The organism is Paenibacillus sp. 01T47, from assembly GCF_056398245.1.
The window spans coordinates 153,856-172,244 of record NZ_JBFTPA010000009.1; the positions used below are offsets into that span (position 1 = coordinate 153,856).

The window sequence follows — 18,389 nt, forward strand, 5'->3', positions numbered from 1 at the left end:
ATAGTTCCTGCAAAGCTTCTTTTTTGTATCGCTATTATTTTACTAGCCCTTTTTCTTGTTTGAATTTATCCCATTGCGCTGCGATTTCCGTTTGAATCTTTTCTTGACCGGAGGCAATGAGCTTATCTTTGTATTTTGGCAGCTCCTTAGCGGGGTCCACCGAACCGGATTCGAGAGCGGCCTGATATTCGTTGTTAACTGCCGTTACGTTAGCTATTTCGGCTTTGATGTTCTCTTCGTTCACGCCGAAGCCGTTAGTCGCAGGCACAAGGGCGCTGTCATTAAGCGCGATCGTCCGCTCCCATGTATCAGCGGCCTGACCTGGTTTAAGGAAGGCGTTGAACTGATTGCCGAATACCCAGTCGCCGTTTGGCGCATAACCTGAATCTTTAATCGGTTCGATATTTTTATCATCTACTCTATTATAGTGTTTGCCTTCAATACCATTGCAAATTAAGTTGTAGAGGTAGGAGTCCGTATTAAGCAAATTAATAAGCATCAATGTGCGTTCAGGGTTTTTGGAGCTTTTATTAATGACATGCATCGCTCCCGCAATTCCTGTAAAGTAGCTGTCGGCGATTGGAGCATACACGACTTCGTTGCCGCCGTTTATAGCCATCTCGCCAACTTCTCCGCCTGGTTTGGACGTAAACTCCAGCGAGACCGCAACATTGCCTTTGCCCTTCAAGTCATTGATGTTCTGTATAATTGGCGCATCTTCGTTAATGTAGCCTGCTTGGTACCATCTTCGCATATCATCGTAGTATCCTTTTTTCTCATCAAGCGTTTGCAATGTCCCAATATAACCAAGCGATGCATCGTCTTTCGCATAGCTTAGAACAAGACCGTCACCTACTTTTGTGCGATCGCTGTACAAGCCCCAAGAATTTTGTGCAAGTCCGAGAGGAATAATGCCGGGTTCATTTTCTTTTAATGTTTTTAGGAAAGGCTCGATATCCTTGTAAGATTGAATCGTGCTTACATCAAGATTGTATTTATCGATGAAGCGTTTTTGGATAATTAAGCTTTTTGTTTTTGCCGCTACCTGATAGATTGGAAAACCATACACCTTGCCATCAACAGCAAGCATATCCGGCCAAAATTTATCAGGGATGTTAGCGCGCGCTTCTGGTGCATATTTGCTGATCATATCATCTGTAATTTCTAGATAGGCACCTCTATCAATATAAGGCTGATAATTGCCAAGCCAGCCCTTCGAGCTCCACGCAAGGTCAAATTCTTCACCAGCTGCGAGCATGGCATTAAGCTTAGGCTCGTATTCATCGAACGTCAGCGGCTTGAGCACAACGGTCGCATTGATTTTCTCTTTTAAATATTTATTAATCTCATCATTAACTAGCTTTTGATCCGGGCCGGGATTTGCGGATACCGGATAAATGAAGGTCAGCTTAGCCTCAGGAAGGGATGGTTCTGCTGAAGCAGTCGCATCCGGCGTGGTCTCTGCCGTTTTGCTTGGCTCATTGGTGCTTGGGTTTGCAGGGGTATTGCCATTGTTCGAGCATGCTGCGATCATCGCCAAGCAAAGCATTAGAGCGAAGCACTTGAGTAGTAACGCTGCTTTTGTTGTTTTCACATTAAACCCTCCATGTATATGATTTTATATATGGCACAGTAGTCATTCCTTATCCTTTCAAGGAACCTACCGTAATACCCTTTACGAAATACTTCTGAAAAAAAGGAAAAATAATTAGCATCGGCCCGCCTGCAAGAATTGCCATTGCCATGCGAACGGATAAAGTCGGGAAATTGGCATAAGCCAGCTTGTCGGCTACCTGAGCGAGCGGAGAATTAGCCAAAAACTCAATTTGAGACAGAATGCGAACAAGCAGCAATTGAAGCGGGATATATTTATCATTGTCTATGAACAGCAGGGCATAAAACCATTCATTCCAGTAGCCAAAAGAGATGAACAAACCTAGCGTTGCTAGAGCAGGTGTCGACAAGGGTAAAATAATTCGGAAGAAGATTCGGAATTCTTTGGCGCCGTCTACCTTTGCTGATTCAATGATTTCTTTGCCGATCTTATCTAGAAAACCTTTCATAATCATAATGTTGAAAGGGCTGAGCAGCGTTGGAAGAATCAAAGCCAACAAAGAGTTTTTTAGATGCAAATATTGCGTCATCATGATGTAGAACGGAATAAGCCCGCCGTTGAACAGCATCGTAAAGAAAATGTAGAAGGTAATTGGACGGTTGTAACGGAAGTCCATTCGGGAAATAGGGTACGCCGTCATCGCAGTCAGCAGGAGGGATAAGACCGTACCGACAATTGTAATGAGGATGGTGACCAGATATCCTTTAAGCAGTGGGTCGGGTTTTTGAAAGACGATACGATAAGCTTCCATACTCCATTCCTTGGGAAAAAATTGATAGCCATTCTGTACAAGGCTGTTCTCAGAGGTCAATGAAATGATGATAACGAGAACGAATGGAAGGGCAATCATAAGACACAGGATGGTTAGAAAGATGTTAATGAACCCATTCATCAGGTTAAAGCCTTTAGTATTTGGCATAAAAGATTCCTCCATTTTTAAAACAATGCATTATCCTTATCCGCTTTGCGCACCAAATAATTTGCAGATACTACGGTAATTAATCCAACGACGGATTGCAGGAAGCCGACAGCAGCTGCTGAATTAATGTCTCCCAGCTTAGTTAAAGCGCGGTATACATAGGTATCGATAATATCCGTTGTAGGAAAATTCGGTCCGACGTTATTAGGGACAAAATAATGCAAGCCGAAATCACCGCGGAATATGTTGCCAAGGCCCAATATGAATAGGATAATGACAAGCGGTTTAAGCAGCGGCAAAGTAATTCGCCACATCATCTGAATGCGAGAAGCGCCGTCTAACCTAGCTGCTTCGTAATAATCGGTGCTGATACCGGTAATTCCTGCGTAATAGACCAAAGTGGAGAAACCAATTCCTTTCCATAAAGCAACGAGCGGCAGGATGAAGATCCATGGCGTTGTTTCTAAATACCACTTGTGAGGCTCTAATCCGAACCAACCGATTATGGTGTTGAGGAAACCTCCCTTATGATCCAGAAAAGCGTTCGTAATGTAGCCGACTAGCACAAAAGAAATAAAGTAAGGGAGAAACATGGTAGTTTGGTAGAGCTTGATAAGCTTCCCGCTAAGCTCATTAAGAAGAAGGGCGAGCAGAAGAGCGGCAACGGTTCCTAGAACGATGTAAGAAATGTTGTAGAGCAGCGTGTTGCGGATAATGCGAATAGCATCTTGGGCTTTGAATAGAAACTCGAAGTTATCGAATCCGATCCATTTGCTGCCGAAAATTCCTTGATCATACCTGAAATACTTAAAGGCAAGGATGAGTCCAATCATAGGAATGTAGGCGATTACAAATTTAAATAATATGCCGGGCATAGCGAGCAGCAGCAGCTCCCGGTTTTTTTTCAAATGCTTCCATTCCTTGCTCAGCCATCCGACCTTGTTCTTCGAGCCCCTTGTCGATAGCTCAGGAGCTCCGAGCTCTGTTTTGGCCACTTGCGATCTCCTCCATCTGAAGCGTTCCTGTTCTGATGCCCATCATGCCACGTAGAAACGACGGCGGGTAGAATAGGTTTTGCGAATTACTGTATTTCGTGAGTGTAAAATATTCGATTTTGTGAATATTCATCGATATCACAGGAAATAGAAAGATCCCTCGCTCACTGAAAGCAGTGAACGAGGGACCTTTTTAGCGGAATACATGGACTTATGAGATTGATTTCTTCATCCGATATTCCTTTGGCGTGCTTCCGACCTTTCCTTTAAACAAGCGGAAGAAATAGCTTTGATTAGCGTATCCGCATTTATCCATAATTTCTGCAATCGTATAGTTGTTTTGCTCCAAGAGAGATTGGGCATGACCTAGACGAACCTCATTAATATACTCCGTAATCGACATATTATAATTCTCTTTGAAGAGCTTGCCGATGTATGCGGAAGATAGCTTTACACTCATGGCAATGGATTGCTGGCTAAGATTAATGTCAGGAAATTTCTGCTCAATCAGCTCTTTGACCGTCTCGAGCATCATTTCATTTCGTTCCATATTTGCTGGGCGCTGATTTTCGCAGATTTTGGCACAAAGCGAGAGCAAAGAGAGGTACATTTCCTCGAGCGTTTCTTTCTCTTGCGAAATCTGTTGAATGTAATCCAGATCAACAGAGAAAGGAACGATCCGATTATCGTTTATTTCGCTTGATGCATTTTTAATGACCCATCCTAGATTGGATACCGCCCGAATCATATCATCATACTGAAAGGTGGAAATGAGGGAGAATGCCTTCTCAAGCTCATTGCCGGCATTCGTTAGCTGACCTTTCTTGAGCGCTTCAGTTAGCTTCTTCTCGATCGAATCGGGCAGCGACATTTGCTTGCTTCCCAGGTTTTCTTTAATGTCTTCCGACGTAATAATCGCTTTGAACCCTTTTACAATCATATACTGGCTAAACCGCAGAGCCTGCGTATAAGCCGTTGATAGGTAACTATACTGTGAAATGATGTCGCTGATTCCGCAGGATAGTGAAATATGGTAATAATGTTCAATCATTTGTTGAATCTCGCGCAGCTGTCGTACCACTTGTGGAAATAACAATGTCGTACCCTTAGCGCTGCAGGATAAAATGAGTACGACATGATCGCCTCGAATCTCGACAGCTTCGCAAAGATAATGCTCACGAATAATTTCTTGAGCAATATTAATAATGGCGAAATTATACAGCTTTTTCGAAGCGCCTGTGATGCTGTTGTCATAGGCAGCAAAGTGGTCGATCTTCAACACGCAGACAAGCAGCTCATCTTTGACGGAAATGTTTAAATCATGTTTTTCAATGAGATGCTGCATATCATGGTCGGAGAAAAGCTGACTGTCCGATAAAAATCGGCGAATATAATATTTGCTCACGATTTGCTCGGAGCTAATTTCACTCAGCTTCTCTGACAGCCTCATATAATTATCGCTCATCAGGAGCAGCTCATCGCTTACGCCGGATGCATTTTGTTTCTCACCTTGAAGATGAGGACGAATTCGCTTCAGCATATTTTCAATCGGATTATACAGCTTGTAAGAGAGCCCTACCGACAATCCGATCGCGAGCAGCAGGAACAATGCTGACAAAAGCAGCGATTGATTCCGTGTCTGGCTCACCTCGCCCATCAGCTTGTCATAGGACTGGATATAGAGGATAGTCCAAGCGCCGAGACCGTCTTCCATATAGGTGACCATTTCTTTTTTCCCTGAAAGCTTGCCGATAAAGAACCCTGCGGAATGGCTTTCATTTGTTTTGTGAGCAAGGACAAGCTCATTCACCTTCGCTTGATCTTGTGAAGCAGTGAATGGTGCACTCGGATCGGAGGACAAAAGCTTTCCGTTTTGCGTTTGAATATATATTAATCCCTGATCTCGATCACTAGCGACATTCATTTTTTGCAGGCTGTCGAATACCCAATCTGATTTAATAAACAATATGATAGCTGAATTATTTTTTGTAAACGGTTTCAAGGAATCGGTGACTATAAACGCAAAAGTATCGATTAGTCCATCATTTTGCTCAAGGCTCATCGGAATTAAACGATTGGTTGGCTGTGGCTGTTTCGGGTCCAGCAGCATACTCCTGATACGCTGATCCGTAATGCCGCCATCAAGCAGAAGGCTGCTGCTTGTGCCATATAGCTTGGATTGTGATTTGTTATAAATGACCATGGAGTGCAGAAAGGAGGAGCTCTCCATAATATTGGACATTTGTCTATGGCCGCGAATCAGGTCCATTTTTGGCAAGTCATCGTTGAACATAAGCGGAATTAGAAAGTGATCGCGATATACAAAGTTCGATAGCCTCGTAATAATATCGTTCATGTAGGAAAGATTGTACTGAATTTGCGAGAGCACCTTTAAATTGGACTGTTCTTGAATGTTCTTAACCGATTTTTCAAGAATGTATGTGTTGGTTATCGATGATGCAACAAGCACAATGACCATCGTAGCCATAATGGAGAACATGACTCGCTGCAAATATTTTTTGGATTTGTAAAATCCGAATACTTTCATCCGATCCAAGCCTCCCTATTATGATCCTGATTATTTGGGTCCGATTTTCTCGAACTCGATATCGCTCCACCCTAGCTGATAAGCAGGCGAGCTTGAATGCAGGCGGTAATCGCCATCCTTAGCACACTGGAACAGTGGCTCCCCGTGAATGGTATGTTTATCGTATTTGCCTTGAGCGAGCAATCGCCACTGCTCCCAGCTGTACTCCTGTCTTCCAAGGGCATCATCTCCGCTTGCGAGGAGTGGGAGACTACCTGCTATTATGCATGGTTTATTGTTCATCCAATAAAGATTACGGTCGGAGGAGCTGAACCGTTCATCGCTATAATTAACAAAATAATATAAATATCCTGAATTGTATATGATATTGCTGCATATTTCGATATGCTTGTTTTCTTCATCAGCCATTTCCTGAGAGCCGATTGCCGAGATCGCATCAGGATTAGCAAAAAGCAGATTGTTTTTTATGCGATTGCCGATTCCTTTCGAGAAAATAAGCATCCACAGCTTGCCTTCGCCAGTGCTGTAAAGAGAGGTGATTATGTTGTTCGTAACTGTAAAATCATCGGCTGCATCATCCAAATAAATGCCAAACCCAAAAGAAAAATGAATGCCGCTGTCATGGAGATAGTTGCTATGAATGACATTGCCTCTCCCAACACCCCATGCTTCAATCAAACCTCCATCTTGACTGTCTGTCATCACTTTAGAGATATCATTATAAGCAATAAAGTTGCTTCTGCTGTGAAGGAAATCCCAATGATTTTCCCAAGTGACGGGAATTCCGTAAAGTTTAGAGGGCATCGTTTTATGGCGAAGACCCTTCAAGGAAATGCCGTATCTTGGCATGTTGGCAATCAAATTGTTCGTAATCTCATTGTTTCCGCTCTGGTAGAGCAGGATGCCGCAGCCATGTCCAACGAGCTCGCCGCCATGCTCGATCCGATTGTTCTTAATCTTGTGATAACTATTTGTATAAGAGGCTAAAGGGCTTGTGAATGGACCAGTTCCCGGTGCAAAACCATTCAAACTAATGCCGATGTAGCCGAAATGTTGGATGTCATTGCTATCTATCGTTATGTCATATGTGTAGTGGTCCAAATAAATGCCGCAGCTTCCGGACTGTTCCAGCTTACAGGAGGTAACTTGGATATGCCTCGCATGGTTGATATAGATTAAGCCCTCGCGGTGTTCGGCTTGCTCGACATTATCATCCATCATGCGATATTCGCGAAAAAAATCGGTGCACGCAAAAGTCAGTCCTGTAAAGCTAATATTTTGCACGGGTTCATGCGGGCTTTCCCCGTTAATTTCAAGCAGACGTTTAATTGTTGGCGCAATGATAGTCTGTTCATTTGGATCTGACACGTCATCGGAAACATAGTAGTAAAGCGTGCTAGAGGCCTTATCAAGATGAAATTGACCAGGCGCTTGGAGGAAGTCGAGCGAACCTTGTATATAGTACCTCGAACCTGCTCCAATGGGCCATGTGGCGTCACTTTCGAATAGCAATTGCTGGCGCTCTGCATGATTGGAGGCGACTGGCTTTGTTTCCGTGAACCAATTCCATTCTCCCTCACCTGGCCAGACGAAAAGCTGAGTCCCTGTCAAATCATAATGAGAGGGCAAGTCTTCGCTGCGATAGTGAATGCCTTGTTTATTATTCTGTTCATCATCATGAACAGAGGGCATCTCGGTCTCAAAATAACCAGTGGCTGGAAGCCGAGCTTGATGAATTCGATGTCCGTCAGCATAAAGGGTATGGAAGTGCATGCCGCACTCCAGCTTAGCGATCCAAACCTTTCCTTTATATGGCGTCCAACCTGTAATTTGTTTGCCGCCAGCAATTGTGGCTCTCTCACCCGGATAGCTGGTGTACTGAACATGGCAGCGGTCTCTGCTGGAATCTCTATTATCAAAACGAAGCGGGGCATCTAGTTCATAAAGGCCACCTCGCAGAAAAATCGAAATGTCATGACTCATTCCGTTCTTGATTTGTTCACGTACTTCTTCCTGCGCTCTCTGTATCGTCAGGAATGGATCATCCAAGCTTCCGAGTGCGTTATCGTTACCATTTGGTGCAACATAATAGTTGGTAATCATTTTTTTAAGACCCCCTTGTAGGAACTGTACATTATAGTTATAAAACCGAAGTCCTATTTGTTGCAAGGGCTTTCAAATAAAGTACACTTAATCGTTTTTTTCACAGTAGACTGCTGTCAAATCCCGTGTTAACTTAACCTTCGATCGATCGAAAAAGAGGATCATGGCCATTGCAGTGAAGCTTTTGAATGGAGGAGAAGGCGATGACATTAATAGAAAGAAGCAGAGAAAGCTTTGATGAAAACTGGTTTTTTCACAAAGGTGATATTCATATTCCTTATGCAGTTAAAGGGGGAATGACAGGCGGCCTAACGGATTGCGCCAAGCGGGAGGAAGGGGAATGGCTGGATATTGCCTATGTAGATAAGGAGGCGCAGCAGGCTCAAGAGGGCTGGGAAGCAGTTCGCTTACCGCATGATTGGTGCCCAGATGGATCTTTTATAAATGACCCTTCAATGGGCTCGCGAGCAGGCAGTCATGGCTACTTGTATACGGGGGTTGGTTTTTATCGCAAAATGTTTACTATTCCAGCTGATCAGCTGGGCAGAAAAATATCCTTATGCTTCGATGGCGTTACAGGCAGGAGCACCGTATGGGTAAACGGGCATTTGATCGGTGAACGCTTTGGCGGCTATACGAGCTTTGTTTACGATATTACCGATGTACTTCGGTATGGCTCAGAAGGAGACAACATCGTACTCGTGAAGGTAGATGCAACTGATTATGAGGGCTGGTGGTATGAAGGCAGCGGCATTTACCGCCATGTATGGCTGCAATCGACGGATTCGCTCCATGTTGCTCAGTGGGGGACGTTCATTACGGCAACAGAAGTTTCCGAAAGTCATGCAGCAGTCAAAATAGAAACGAAAGTATTGAACGAATCTGCTTCAAATCGAGCTTTTGAACTGATTACCGTTATGACAGAGCGAGCAGGTGGGCGCAAGGTTGCCGAGCAAGCTGTTCGATCAAGTGTAGACGGCTTGGATGAAATAACGGTTGAGCAGAAGCTTACGATAACAGAGCCTGAACTTTGGTCTCCAGAGCACCCTTACCTCTATGCAGCTGTTACGGAGCTGTATGAAAATGGGGTGTTGATTGACCAATTCGATACCAGCTTCGGGGTTCGCACGATACATTTTGATGCTGAACGAGGATTTTTGCTAAATGGAAATGTTTATCCGATCAAAGGCACCTGTAATCATCAGGACTTCGCCGGCGTCGGCGTTGCCATGCCAAGAGCGCTGATTGCGTATAAGCTGAGCTTACTAAAGGAAATGGGCTGCAATGCATATCGAAGCGCCCATCATCCTCCTTCGCCTGAGTTGCTGGAACTTTGTGATGAGCTTGGCTTGCTCGTCATGGACGAGAATCGGAAGCTCGACAGCAGCTCACGAGGCATGGACGAATTAAAAAGCATGATTTTGCGTGACCGCAACCATCCATCGGTTATTTTATGGAGCTTGGAGAATGAAGAGGTTCTGGAAGGAACCGTTATGGGCGCGCGCATCTTGAAATCAATGACAGAGCTTACGCATAAGCTCGATCCGACCAGACCGACGATGGCTGCGATGAATCATGGCTGGAGCAGCGGCGGATATGCGGACGCTGTCGACATTGTAGGCTATAATTACGGCCACAGAGGTGCAGATGTAGATGGACGTAGAAAATATCCGAACCGCCTTATAATCGGGAGCGAATCATCAAGCTATACGACGACGAGAGGCATCTACGCAGATGATCCGAACAAGGGGTACTGCTCATCTCATGGTACGAACATTCCATCATGGGGCTGCAGTCCTGAAAAATCGTGGTCCGATGTGATGGAACATCCTTATTTGACTGGCATATTCGTTTGGACGGGCTTTGATTACAGAGGAGAGCCTACGCCGTATGAGTGGCCTTGCATTAACTCACATTTTGGCATAATGGATACCTGCGGGTTTCCGAAGGATGTTTATTATCTCATGAAAGCATTATGGACCGAAGAGCCGCTCGTTCATTTGCTTCCGCATTGGAATTGGCCGGAGCTAATCGGACAGACGATTCGAGTGACGGCATATACCAACTGCGATTCGATTGAACTATTTTTAAATGGCCGCTCGCTTGGTGAACGGGTTGTTAAGCCGCACAGAAGTCTGGACTTTGATATCGCCTATGAACCCGGTGAGCTTAAGGCAGTCGGTAAAATAGGCGGGGTTATAGCAGCAGAGGGTAAGCGAGTTACAACAGGTAAACCACATGCGATTCGGCTTGAGCCTAATCGAACAGCTATACAAGCTGATGGTCTGGATGTTGCTGCTGTCCGGGTAAGCATAGTGGATGAGAACGGAAATGTAGTGCCTTACGCAGACTCTCATGTAGATTTCTATGTGGAAGGATCAGGTGCGCTGATCGGTGTAGGCAATGGCAATCCAAGCAGCCATGAATCAGATAAAGCAAGCAGCAGAAGAGCATTTAACGGCCTCGCCCTCGCGCTATTGCAAGCAGGAGCGGATGCGGGCAGCATAACGCTGAAGGCTATCTCCGCCGGGTTGCAGTCTGCAGATGCAATCATTGAGGTCAGCTAGTCACTAAACTAGTCAGATCTTAATTCATAGAGCGAGAGAAGGAGGGGAGCCGGATGTCAAATATGGGATTACCGCTGGATTTGGATGACCTAAAGCTTACAGGCCATATCACAAGGTACAGCAATGCAGAACCGCTTGAAGATTGCGATGTTGTATGGAACGGGGGGAAAGGAAAAGGTGCAACTGCAGCTGGAGCGGAATGGCTCGTAAAGCTCGAAACGAAAGGGTTTATTGACCATTCAGCGGGGCTGGAGCTGAATGCTGAGTTCCAATCGGTCGGGTATTCAGAGCAGTCGGCTGTGTCACTAGCGTTTCACTATAGCGAATGGTCGGAGAGAAACTATGTACTTGTACCTGGTGCTGTATATGCCGGCAATCGATTTGGCGTGCGTGAGCTTCCTTATGCCCCATGCTGGAGTAAGCTTAGCGACCAAGGTCCTGAGGTACCAACGCTGATTACGGATGTTCCACGGCTATCGTTAGACGAAGGCAACCATTCCGCCTTTCATTTGCTGACGGGCGATGCAGCTGTGCCTGCTGTTGGCATTGCAGATGAAAGCTCGGGCATAGGCTGGTTGTTTATAACAGAACAAGCGACTGCACTTGGGAATACTTCGATGCATGTCGAGGAGAGTGAAGATCGTAGGACTGCTAAGATTTCATTTCAAGCGCCTGGAGTTAGAGCTAAGCTGAAATATGAAATGGCTACAACGAAAGTGCCGAGCACAGATAAAGGATATGATTTCAAGCCGGGAGATAAAGTGACGCTGAGAATTCGGGTATATCGTTTCCCATGCACACGGGTTAACGAGTTGTTTCATTATTTTTCCATTGTAAGGCAGAGTGGTCAGCCCAAGACAACTCTAGCTGCTAGCTTGCCTTTCTCCGCTGCTTGGGAAATTCAAGAACAGAAATACAATGCGATGAATTGGAATGATCAGCTGGGTTATTATGCGGTAGGAACGATCGATATGAAGCATCAGGATTGGCAAATCGGCTGGGTTGGCGGCGGTATGTCAAGCTATGCACTGCTGCTTGAAGGTACTGAGCTTTCGTTGCAACGTGCGCTAAGGACGCTTTCGTTTATGTTCAGCAGTCAGACCGAGTCAGGATTCTTTCATGGCGTATGCTACAAGGGGCAATGGTACGGCGATGAGTTCAACGACGACCCGAATCGGAATGCCCCCGAGCAGTGGCATATTTTACGCAAGAGTGCGGATGCTTTGTATTTTATGATGAAGCATATCATCGCTTTGAAGCATATTCGACCTGAATTCGTTGTACCTGAGCTTTGGATTGAAGGTGCAAAGCGGCTTGCTGATGCGTTTGTTAGACTGTGGAATAATTATGGCCAATTCGGCCAATGGGTCCATACCGGTACTGGAGATATTCTAGTTGGCGGTTCAGCGGGTGCAGGCATAGCCCCAGCTGGACTCGCTCTATGCGGTGCTTATTTTGGAGAGGAAGCTTTTATTGAAGCAGCTAAACAATCGGCGGACTATTTCTATAACGAGTTTACCTTAAAGGGGGTTACAACAGGCGGACCAGGCGAAATATTGCAATGTCCGGACAGCGAATCTGCTTTTGCTCTGCTCGAGTCTTATATCGTACTTTTTGAAGAGAGCGGCGACCGCATATGGCTCTCGCGTGCGGAGGAAGCTGCTTTGCAATGCATAACCTGGTGCGTTTCCTATGACTATCAGTTTCCGGCAGGATCAACCTTTGAGAAGCTTGGCATACGAACGACGGGTTCGGTTATTGCCAATGTTCAGAACAAGCATAGCGCCCCAGGAATATGTACTTTATCCGGGGATTCATTGTTCAAGCTATACCGTGCTACGGGAAATGAGCAGTATATAGAGCTGCTAAGAGAGATTGCTGGGAACTTGCCGCAATACTTATCGCGTGAGGAACGGCCGGTTAAAGGCTGGGATGGATTGAACATGCCGCCTGGTTATATGAGTGAGCGAGTAAACATGAGCGATTGGGAGGGAGCAGCTTGCGTCGGCGAGGTTATTCCTTATTCCTGCTGGTGCGAGGTAGCGTTAATGTTATCTTATACAGAGCTTCCGGGCATTTATGTAAATAAGAAGACAGAACAGGTTATCGTAATCGATCAGGTAGATTGCCGCCTTCAGGGAAGTGTGGATGGCCGTTTAATGCTAACCATAATCAATAATACAAACTACCCCGCGCGGGTAAAGCTATTCGTTGAGGAAGAGGATGCTAGTTTCAATCCTTTAGGACAATGCGCTTCCATCTCGTGGCCGCGAATCAAGTTAAATGCAGGCGAAACGATTCAAATGCCGCTGTAAAAATACAAATAGATCCCATCCCTATAGAAAGGGGTGGGATTTTTTCGAAATGAGCTTCTATGATCTATTCCTCTCATTCCTAGTTAATCCAGTAAACCGTAAATAATATAGTCATCTTTTGCAAGGATTATGTTATTGTACAGTTTTTTTTCGTGAAGTAGATTTGACATGATAGATGTAGAGAGAGGCAGGAGTGATACTTTGCTGTTCCATAGAAAAAGGAAGGGAGGATCGTTAATGACATTAGGTCGATAGTAAGGAAGTCGCTTAACATTTGATTAAAGAGAGGATGTAAGAAGATGACTTTAAAATCAATGAAAGCTAAGCTGCTAGGTGTTTCCTTGTCTATTGCGTTGATGCTGCCGTTTGTTCCAGTGCCAGAAGCATTTGCTGCAAACTTAAATGTAACCGCTTACGGCGCGAATGGAGCGGATGGCGCAGACGATAAAACGGCGTTCCAAAATGCGATTAATGCTGCAGTCTCTGGTGATACCGTTTATATTCCAGCAGGGACTTATTATTTGAGCGGAACGGTTACTGGAAAATCAGGTGTTCATATTAAAGGAGAAAGCCGCGATACGACAATAATTAAGTCAACCTCGACAGGGCAAGAACGAATGTTCAGCTTTTATAATCTATCCAATGTACAAATATCTAACCTGACACTCGATGGCAACAGCAATAATACGATTTTGTCAGCGGTTGTTTCTGAGGGCGGCAGCAACAATAAGATGAGCCAATTGCGCGTAAAGGATTTTACAGCCTCTGCGGGGTTTGGACCGTTTGCGCTGTATGCAATCGGCTCTCCAAATATTGAGATTAGCGACAATATCATCACAAATATTGGCGTTAACTCCGCATGGGGCGGTGCGGTAAGAGCAGGCTGGGGCTCGAATGGCGCTCAAATTTTGAATAATACGATTCAAGATACGGGGCGAGGAGGCATTTTTGCTAATGACGGCTGTCAATACGTAGTCGTCCGAGGCAACAATATTACAGGAACGGGCCATCATACGGAGGGATTAGGCATCGAGCTTCACACCGATTGTGATTATTCCTTAATTGAGAACAACCAGGTTGACCACTGGATCAGCGCTGTGCGCTCCAAGTATATCGCAGTCCGCAATAATGTCGTTAAGGCTACAGACGGCTCTGTGGGGAATATGGGCCTTGAGGTGATGGTTGAGCATGGCGTAACGACAGGCAATCTTGTTGATGGAGGCCAGCAGGTCGGAATGCAGCAGTCGCCTGGAACGGGGTATCAATATTGGGGCTACAATACGATTCAAAATATAGTCATGTGGGGAATGCAGCTGCAAGGAGAGGGTACCGGCCAAACGGAGCAATATCAATATTTTTACAAAAATACATTTAAGGACGGTCCGCGCGACAACCCGCAAGCCGCTTATTCTGGTTATGGCGGCAATGCCGTTCGTATCCATGGCAATTCACAGAATCTGACGTTCGACAGCAATCAGATCATCAACAACGGTCGCAAGGGGATCGAGATTACAACCGCATCAGGCATCGACCGTTTGAGCTTCATCAATAATGTAATTACAGGCAATACAGGTGAATCCATTGATCAGTATCCTGCTAGTGCAGCGAATTTGGAGTGGAGCGGCAACACCGTTAGCGGTAACGGCACGAATACGCAGCTGACAAGCCGCGGATTCTCGAATCCGAAGCCGGTGGCAAACTTTACTTCACCGGCTGCTGTTCAATTAGGCACACCAATAACGTTTACAAACAGCTCAACAGATAATGGCTCCATTTCTGAACATTTATGGGATTTCGGAGAAGGTGTACCAAGCACAACGGTAAGCCCTACCTATACGTATCAGAAAGCAGGTACCTACCGTGTTACACTCGTAGTTTGGGACAATGAAGGAAGAGCCAGCTTGAAGGAGCAAACAGTTATTGTAAATGCCGGACCGCCAGATACACAGGCGCCTAGCGCTCCAACAAACCTTGCGTCGCCTTCAAAGACAGACGTATCCGTGAACCTCACATGGTCACCATCCACGGATAATGTAGGTGTAAGCGGCTATGAGATTTATCGAGGCGGTACACTCGCAGGAACAACAACTGGCGCTGGAAGTACAGCATTCTCTGCCACAGGTCTTTCTCCAAGCACAGCCTATAGCTTCACGGTCAAAGCGAAGGATGCTGCAAATAATCTATCGGCGGCAAGCAACACGCTGAACGTGACAACGAACGCTCCTGATACGACTGCGCCTACGGTGCCAGCCAATCTGGCTTCTCCGTCCCATACGGATGTCAGCGTCAGCTTGACCTGGTCACCATCAAGTGACAATGTGGCTGTTACAGGATACGAAGTTTTCCGCGGCGGCGTATTGGCAGGAACAACTGCTGGTGTCAGTTCGACAAGTTTAACGGTAACAGGGTTGACGCCTAGCACAGCATACAGCTTTACCGTTAAAGCGAAGGACGGAGCGGGCAATCGATCTGCGGCGAGCAATACGGTCAATGTAACGACTAACGCTCCGGCAGTCAATACGTATATTAGCGACCTGACGTGGGCATCAGCTACGACGGGCTGGGGCAATGTGCAGAAGGATAAAAGCAATGAACAGCGCACGATTACTTTAAATGGCACAACATATGCCAAAGGAATCGGTACTCATGCAATCTCTGAAATCACTTATAACTTAAATGGCGGCTACTATCGGTTTCAATCCGATGTCGGAGTAGATGACGAGGTACAGGCTGTGAACAACGGAACGGTTACTTTTGAGGTATGGACAGATGGGGTTAAGGCCTATGACAGCGGGGTTATGAATGCCAATACAGCGACAAAAAGTATTGATCTTGATGTTACGGGTGTAAACGTGCTCAAGCTTGTTGTCGGTGATGCTGGTGACGGAATCGGCTATGATCATGCAGATTGGGCCAATGCACGACTTGCATCAGCATCTGGCGGCCAAAATCCAAATCCAGGGGATACTGTATCACCTAGCGCGCCAGCTAATCTAGCATCGCCAAGCAAAACAGATACAAGCGTTAATCTAACTTGGAGCGCATCGACAGATAATGTGGGTGTAACAGGCTACAATATCTATAATGGAAGCAATCTGTCAGGTACGACAACAGGATCAAATGCGACTTCATTTACAGTGACCGGTTTAACGGCGAGCACAGCTTACAGCTTCACGGTGAAAGCCAAAGATGCTGCAAACAATATTTCCGCCGCAAGCAATACCCTTAACGTTACAACAAATGCGGCACCTGGCGGAGGAACCGGCACTGGAAATGGTTTGCTCGGGCAATACTTTGCTGGCGATTTTGGCAGTCTTGAGCTTGAGCGGGTAGATGCTGTTATTGACTTCGATTGGGGCGGCGATCGACCTACCGTAAATGTGCCGGGAGAGTGGTTCACGGCACGGTGGACTGGCAAAGTACAGCCTCAATACACCGAAACCTATACCTTTTATACCCATACGGACGATGGGGTTCGCTTGTGGGTAAATGGCCAGCAGCTGATTAACCAGTGGCAGTCGATGAACGGTGAGCTCAGCGCGACTATATCATTAACAGCGGGAGTTAAGTACGATATTAAGATGGAATATTTAGAAAATGGCGGGAATGCGCATGCCCGGCTGTCTTGGTCAAGCCCATCGCAAGCGAAGCAAATTGTTCCTAATGCGCGGTTATTTATAAACTGAATAAAATGATTTCTAAAGCATGAGAAAAAGCCGTTGTATCGTTGCTGGATGCAACAACACAACGGCTTTTCAATGTTCTCCCTTAGTGGAATCGCTATTTAATTGTTCTGCCTTTTGTTTTTTGCCTTTATTGGTCAATAATCCAGCTGCGATTGTAAGAATAATGACTATGATAACAAAGGACCAGAAGAGGAGTTGATTCTCGAAAAATGCTTTAAACGATTTTTCATGTGTGATCATCTTTGCAGCGGTATATGCAAGAACCGCTGAGCCTAGATAAACGATCCAATTATAGCGATTGATTAGTTTGATGAATATCGTACTGCCCCATACAACAACTGGTACGCTGATGAGAAGCCCAAGAATAACGAGCAAAGTGTTCCCATGGGCTGCGCCTGCAACTGCGATTACGTTGTCAAGTCCCATGGCCGCATCGGCAATAATGATTGTGCGTATCGACTGCCAAAGGGTATTGCCTGATTTGATGCCATCATGTGCATCATCCTGTACGAGAAGCTTGTATGCGATCCATATTAGGAGAAGTCCTCCAACAAGATTAAGCCAAGGAACATTTAGAAGCTGAACAACAAGCAAGGTGGCAATGATTCGTATGATAATCGCTCCAACCGTTCCCCATATAACGGCTTTCTTCTGCTGATCCTTAGGTAGGTTTCGTGCTGCCATCCCAATAACAATGGCGTTGTCACCAGCCAATATAAGGTCGATGAAAACGATGGTCAGCAGGGCGGAGAAAAACTCGACAGAGAATAGTTCCATAAGTCATTTCCACCTTCCATAAAAAGGAATATCTTGAAGTCTACAATAAATACGCTGCACAGTGAAGAGGGATTCAAAAATTTTTATGGACATATTCCTCACAGCTTGTTCATACAGCTGATTAGAGGGGGTATGTAACTTGGACAGCCTTATTATATTTATCGAAATCGTCTTGATTAATGTATTGCTTAGCGGAGATAACGCCATTGTGATTGCAATGGCTAGCGGCCAACTGCCGCCAGAGCAGCGTAAACGGGCTGTATGGTGGGGTGCAATGGCTGCTGTAGGCTTAAGATGCGTGTTGACCGTCGTTGCGATTAAACTGCTTCAGGTGCCTTTTTTACAAGCCGTAGGAGCTTTGCTATTGTTCTACATAGCGGTTAAGCTGCTTGCAGAGGCAGGCGGCAATCAGGATATGCATACGGTGAAAAAAGCAAAAACGATTGGTCAAGCGATATGGACAATTGTTGTAGCCGATTTCGTTATGAGTCTTGATAATGTTCTCGCTATTGCAGCGGTAGCAGATGGAGATATTGTACTTATTTTGCTCGGAATTGCGCTCAGCATACCTATGATTATTTGGGGAAGCCAAATGCTGGGAACGCTCCTTCAAAAATTTCCTGCTCTTTCCTATATTGGGGCAGCTTTACTCGCTTATGCGGCAGGTGGAATGCTAATGCATGACCCTGGCATGAATGATTTGCTGTTTCATGGGTCAAAAACGCTTGCTGAAGCCATTCCTTTGCTCTGTGTTCCGCTTGTCATTGTACTCGCAATTGTCAAAAAAAAGGCTGTTTTATAAGGATTATGACTCGCTCCGTTCACGCAAAATAATGCGGGACGGTTTTTTTTTTGTTAAGACCC

10 protein-coding genes are annotated in these 18,389 nt (G+C 45.5%); 4 read left to right on the forward strand and 6 right to left on the reverse strand.

The window, feature by feature from the left end; all coding sequences use genetic code 11:
- Positions 1 to 34: 34 nt before the first annotated feature.
- The 5 genes from AC1DOV_RS19245 to AC1DOV_RS19265 form a co-directional block, all read right to left on the reverse strand.
- On the reverse strand, positions 35 to 1,594 hold the full coding sequence (locus tag AC1DOV_RS19245) for an ABC transporter substrate-binding protein (protein ID WP_441882937.1): 1,560 nt from the start codon (positions 1,592 to 1,594) through the stop codon (positions 35 to 37).
- Between the two features lie 49 nt (positions 1,595 to 1,643).
- Positions 1,644 to 2,534 (reverse strand): carbohydrate ABC transporter permease, encoded by an 891-nt coding sequence (locus tag AC1DOV_RS19250; RefSeq protein WP_441882939.1) that lies wholly within the window; start codon positions 2,532 to 2,534, stop codon positions 1,644 to 1,646.
- A 17-nt stretch (positions 2,535 to 2,551) separates the two neighbouring features.
- Complete coding sequence (locus AC1DOV_RS19255) at positions 2,552 to 3,529, reverse strand: ABC transporter permease (protein WP_441882941.1); 978 nt, start codon at positions 3,527 to 3,529, stop codon at positions 2,552 to 2,554.
- Between the two features lie 211 nt (positions 3,530 to 3,740).
- Complete coding sequence (locus AC1DOV_RS19260; protein WP_477550779.1) at positions 3,741 to 6,077, reverse strand: helix-turn-helix domain-containing protein; 2,337 nt, start codon at positions 6,075 to 6,077, stop codon at positions 3,741 to 3,743.
- Positions 6,078 to 6,107: 30 nt separating this feature from the next.
- Positions 6,108 to 8,180, reverse strand: coding sequence for a right-handed parallel beta-helix repeat-containing protein (locus AC1DOV_RS19265; RefSeq protein ID WP_477550780.1), 2,073 nt, complete (start codon positions 8,178 to 8,180; stop codon positions 6,108 to 6,110).
- Between the two features lie 203 nt (positions 8,181 to 8,383).
- Between AC1DOV_RS19265 and galA the strand changes: the two genes are divergently transcribed.
- From galA to AC1DOV_RS19280, 3 genes are all read left to right on the forward strand, one after another.
- Entirely contained in the window at positions 8,384 to 10,747 is a 2,364-nt protein-coding gene (gene galA / locus AC1DOV_RS19270) for a beta-galactosidase GalA (protein ID WP_477550781.1), read from the forward strand.
- A gap of 53 nt (positions 10,748 to 10,800) precedes the next feature.
- Positions 10,801 to 13,062: a glycoside hydrolase family protein gene (locus tag AC1DOV_RS19275; RefSeq protein WP_477550782.1), complete on the forward strand. Its 2,262-nt coding sequence runs from the start codon at positions 10,801 to 10,803 to the stop codon at positions 13,060 to 13,062.
- Between the two features lie 299 nt (positions 13,063 to 13,361).
- Positions 13,362 to 16,748, forward strand: a complete 3,387-nt coding sequence (locus tag AC1DOV_RS19280; RefSeq protein WP_477550783.1) for an NPCBM/NEW2 domain-containing protein — start codon at positions 13,362 to 13,364, stop codon at positions 16,746 to 16,748.
- Between the two features lie 69 nt (positions 16,749 to 16,817).
- On the opposite strand, the gene AC1DOV_RS19285 is transcribed toward AC1DOV_RS19280, so the two are convergent.
- A complete protein-coding gene (locus AC1DOV_RS19285) occupies positions 16,818 to 17,525 on the reverse strand; it encodes a TerC family protein (RefSeq protein WP_477550784.1) in 708 nt (235 codons plus the stop codon).
- Between the two features lie 139 nt (positions 17,526 to 17,664).
- On the opposite strand from AC1DOV_RS19285, the gene AC1DOV_RS19290 reads away from it, so the two are divergent.
- Positions 17,665 to 18,327, forward strand: coding sequence for a TerC family protein (locus AC1DOV_RS19290; protein WP_441882955.1), 663 nt, complete (start codon positions 17,665 to 17,667; stop codon positions 18,325 to 18,327).
- Positions 18,328 to 18,389: the final 62 nt, after the last annotated feature.

Excerpts from the sequence above, each read along its gene's own strand:
- galA (WP_477550781.1), top strand. The coding sequence starts at position 8,384 with ATGACATTAATAGAAAGAAGCAGAGAAAGCTTTGATGAAAACTGGTTT.
- AC1DOV_RS19285 (WP_477550784.1), bottom strand. The coding sequence starts at position 17,525 with ATGGAACTATTCTCTGTCGAGTTTTTCTCCGCCCTGCTGACCATCGTT.
- AC1DOV_RS19265 (WP_477550780.1), bottom strand. The coding sequence starts at position 8,180 with ATGATTACCAACTATTATGTTGCACCAAATGGTAACGATAACGCACTC.
- AC1DOV_RS19250 (WP_441882939.1), bottom strand. The coding sequence starts at position 2,534 with ATGCCAAATACTAAAGGCTTTAACCTGATGAATGGGTTCATTAACATC.
- AC1DOV_RS19280 (WP_477550783.1), top strand. The coding sequence starts at position 13,362 with ATGACTTTAAAATCAATGAAAGCTAAGCTGCTAGGTGTTTCCTTGTCT.
- AC1DOV_RS19260 (WP_477550779.1), bottom strand. The coding sequence starts at position 6,077 with ATGAAAGTATTCGGATTTTACAAATCCAAAAAATATTTGCAGCGAGTC.
- AC1DOV_RS19275 (WP_477550782.1), top strand. The coding sequence starts at position 10,801 with ATGTCAAATATGGGATTACCGCTGGATTTGGATGACCTAAAGCTTACA.